Annotated in this window: 3 protein-coding genes; all 3 read left to right on the top strand. The window is 38.8% G+C overall.

Translation table 11 applies throughout. From position 1 onward, the window contains the following. Positions 1-1,018: polysaccharide deacetylase family protein (locus Q0081_RS23505; RefSeq protein ID WP_298359493.1), on the top strand; the 1,018-nt coding region annotated here is incomplete at its 5' end. Beyond that, positions 997-1,272 carry a hypothetical protein gene (locus Q0081_RS23500; RefSeq protein WP_298359490.1) on the top strand — a complete coding sequence of 92 codons (276 nt, stop codon included), beginning with the start codon at positions 997-999 and terminating at the stop codon, positions 1,270-1,272. The genes Q0081_RS23505 and Q0081_RS23500, both read left to right, overlap by 22 nt. Before the next feature lie 511 nt (positions 1,273-1,783). Then, the gene (locus Q0081_RS23495) at positions 1,784-3,028 is read left to right on the top strand and encodes a hypothetical protein (protein WP_298359487.1); all 1,245 of its coding nucleotides are present in this window, start codon (positions 1,784-1,786) and stop codon (positions 3,026-3,028) included. The last annotated feature ends 532 nt before the right edge of the window (positions 3,029-3,560 follow it).

Here is a 3,560-nt window from a genome sequence, read left to right as displayed (position 1 = left end):
GGGAGTACAACTGGCAAATTTTCAAGATTTAAACTACACCCCAACTGAAAGCAATTGGGCAAGGCTTCGGGAAGCACAATCCAAAGCACTCACCCTGCCCAACACGGCCGTAACCGTTACGATTGACTTAGGCGAATGGAATGATATTCATCTGCTGAATAAAAAAGACATTGGTAAAAGGTTGGCACTTTCGGCGCAAAATCTGGGGTACGGCGAAAAGGAGTTGGTTTATTCAGGGCCGACACTGAAATTGCAGCGTATCGAAAACGGTAAAATCGTGCTGACTTTTAATAACGTAGCCGAAGGAATTACCTCAAAAGATGGGGAAGAGTTGCGCTGGTTTGCAGTAGCCGATTATGATCAGAATTTTGTTTGGGCAAAAACCAAAATCGTTGGCAAAGACGTCATTGAAGTTTGGAATGAAGCCGTAAAATCTCCAAAATACGTGCGATACGCCTGGCAGGACAATCCGGAAGGCGTAAACTTTTACAATTCAGTGAATTTACCGGCATCATCCTTTAGAACAGATGGCGAAACCTTGGACGAAATCAAGCCTTGGAAAGGCAAAAAATGTGCTGTGGTACTCACCTACGACGACGCGCTGAATGTGCACCTTGACCACGCGATTTCCCTGCTTGATTCTCTTAATTTGAAAGGGACTTTTTACATTGCAGGTTCTTTTCCAGGATTCAAAAATCGAATCAATGAATGGAAACAAGCTGCTGAAAGGGGGCATGAACTGGGAAATCACACGCTGTTCCACCCGTGTGATGCTTCATTGCCTGGAAGAAGTTGGGTAAAACCCGAGAATGACCTCAGCAAGTATACCTACAAACGCATCATCGACGAAATTCGCATGACCAATACCTTACTCGAATCGGTGGACGGAAAAAAACTTCGGACGTTTGCTTTCACTTGCGGCGATACCAAAGTGGAGGGTATCGAGTTTATGAACGACCTCAAAAAAGACCTTGCCGGTGAGCCGTGCGAGCCCGTATGCAAAAGCCTGAAGAAATAAACCCTTATGACTTTGACTCGTACGTGATCAATGGTGAAACGGGTGAACAACTCATAAAACTCGTCAAGCAAGCTCAAAGCGAAGGAAAATTACTTGTTTTCCTATTTCACGGCGTGGGTGGAGAGCATTCTTTAAATGTTTCATTACCGGCTCATCGTGAGTTGCTTAGGTATTTAAAAGAAAACGAAAAAGAGATTTACATTGATACCATGCTCAATGTAGCAGAACATAGCAAAGTGTTGAAAAACAAATAGTTGCCTTGCGCAAAGTAAAATACTTCATACACAATTTTAAAGACTCCCGAAGTTTAATTTTTGACAATACTACGTGTTGAAGGGGTGAATTAAAAAATCATTTAAAAAAAACGATTCATGCTTTGCATATTAATTTTATATCATGTTACTTTGCAATACAAAGTACTTTCAAATTAATCTGATTCGGTAATTTGATTGCAGAAACAAGGAGAATAAGATATTAGTAAATTAGTTGTTATTCACTTTAATACACTATCGGTCTTATGAAAAATAAATTAACAACACAGCCAATTGATGTGGCTTTAATGCGGAAAAGAATGTTAGTGGGTTCAAGGATTTATGTAATTACTTTCTTATTCGTATCGGAGTAAACAAGCTAATGGCTATCATCGTATCTATCATTGGACTTTAGCTTAGAATTGTTTTGGGGATGGCCGGTACGTTGTGGAATTAAACAACCTTAACTGCTTGGAATCAAATATTTTGATAATTATTTTTAAAGTACAAGCTTATGAAAGACGAAATTCTCACCCATCTGAACGACCCCGGGCAACTCGAAAAGTTGTACCGAACTAATAAGGCGTCTTTTAAGCGAGTTTTTGGTACATTATATCCGGAGCTGAAAGGCAATAAACTCGCTGATTTCTGGAATGAAAGACTGAAATATGAAAATGATGAGATTAACTGGGGCACCCGCAGGGAATTACTTTTTGTGATCATTGCTTCGCTGGTGGCAGGTTTAATTGCAAAGTTGCCCGGAATTTTACAAATAGATGAAGAGTTTTTCTATACCCGTAATATTGGTTTTATCATTTTTCCATTGCTATCGGCTTACTTCGTCAGGAAGAATGAATTAGCAACAGGTAAAATTGCATTTATAGTTATCCCAACTATTGTTGGTTTGTTTTTTATCAATTTTTTTCCGAATGTTAAACAAAGCGATACCTTAATCTTATCATGTATTCACATCGTGTTATTTCTATGGGCGATAGTAGGTTTTGCTTTTGTTGGCGAAACGAAAACTAACGTTGAGAAACGACTTGGCTACTTAAAGTATAACGGGGATCTGGTAGTCATGACAACGCTCATTTTGATAGCAGGAGCGATTATGACGGCAATAACGATTAATCTTTTTGAGCTGATTGGCTTTAAGATTGAAAAGTTTTATTTTCAATCTGTCGGAATTTTTGGACTTTCCGCTGCACCCATTGTCGGCACTTATCTCACCCAAGCCAATCCGCAATTGGTTGGTAAAGTTTCGCCGGTCATTGCTAAAATATTCAGCCCGCTGGTATTAGTGATGCTGGTCATTTATCTCATCGCCATCGTTTACTCAGGTAAAGACCCTTACAACGACCGTGATTTCCTGTTGATTTTCAATGCGTTACTGATTGGCGTGATGGCCATCATTTTCTTTTCCGTTGCCGAAACATCCAAAACGGCTAAAAGTCAGGCGGAAATATGGGTTCTTTTTCTATTATCCGCTGTAACGATTCTTGTTAATGGTATTGCATTATCTGCTATCCTGTTTCGGATTTCAGAATGGGGAATTACGCCCAACAGAGCTGCGGTATTGGGTGGTAATGTTCTGATTCTTATCAACCTTTTGCTGGTAACTGCGCAACTTTTCAAGGTATTTTCAAAGAAGTCAGACTTAAACGGAGTCGGAAAAGTCATGGCATCTTACCTGCCTGTTTATGTCTTATGGACTATTCTCGTGACCTTCATTTTTCCATTGCTGTTTGGGTTTAAATAAGGAAAAGAAGTGAAAAGCACTGACTGTGAGTATATTTTTCCGGTAACGCTGTGCTTGTTTTGCAGCTGTGTTCAGCCCTCTAATCCCCCGGAGTCATGAATATCGACAGCTATCTTATCGTGAATGGCTCATTGAATGCCGAGAAACAGGCTATATGAGTGTAGAAGGGGACAATAGGAGTAAATTTCTTTTATTGAAAGCCAACCTGATTTTTGTTTCATTTTCTTAAATTGATTAGTTGTTTTTTAGATTTTAATGGTATTTATATCAGATTTATTTCGTTATAAATCTTGTCAAATTATATTTTTTATAAGGATTTTAACCATGTGTGTTTCTCTGTATATTATTTGCAAGTTACCAATACTTTATAGTATAGCTATATAATTTGTATCGGATAACCATTTCAAGAAGTGGGGGGTAGGACAAGTTAGTTATAAATCTCAAAAATAGCGATATTTGGTTTATGAACACAGAAGAGCAAGAGTTTTACGCCCTTTATGCTAAATTTTCAGCATGGAAAACGAGTCAGTCT

The sequence above is a fragment of the Runella sp. genome, from assembly GCF_027484545.1.
Lineage (GTDB): Bacteria > Bacteroidota > Bacteroidia > Cytophagales > Spirosomataceae > Runella.
This window is presented reverse-complemented; position numbering and strand designations above follow the sequence as displayed.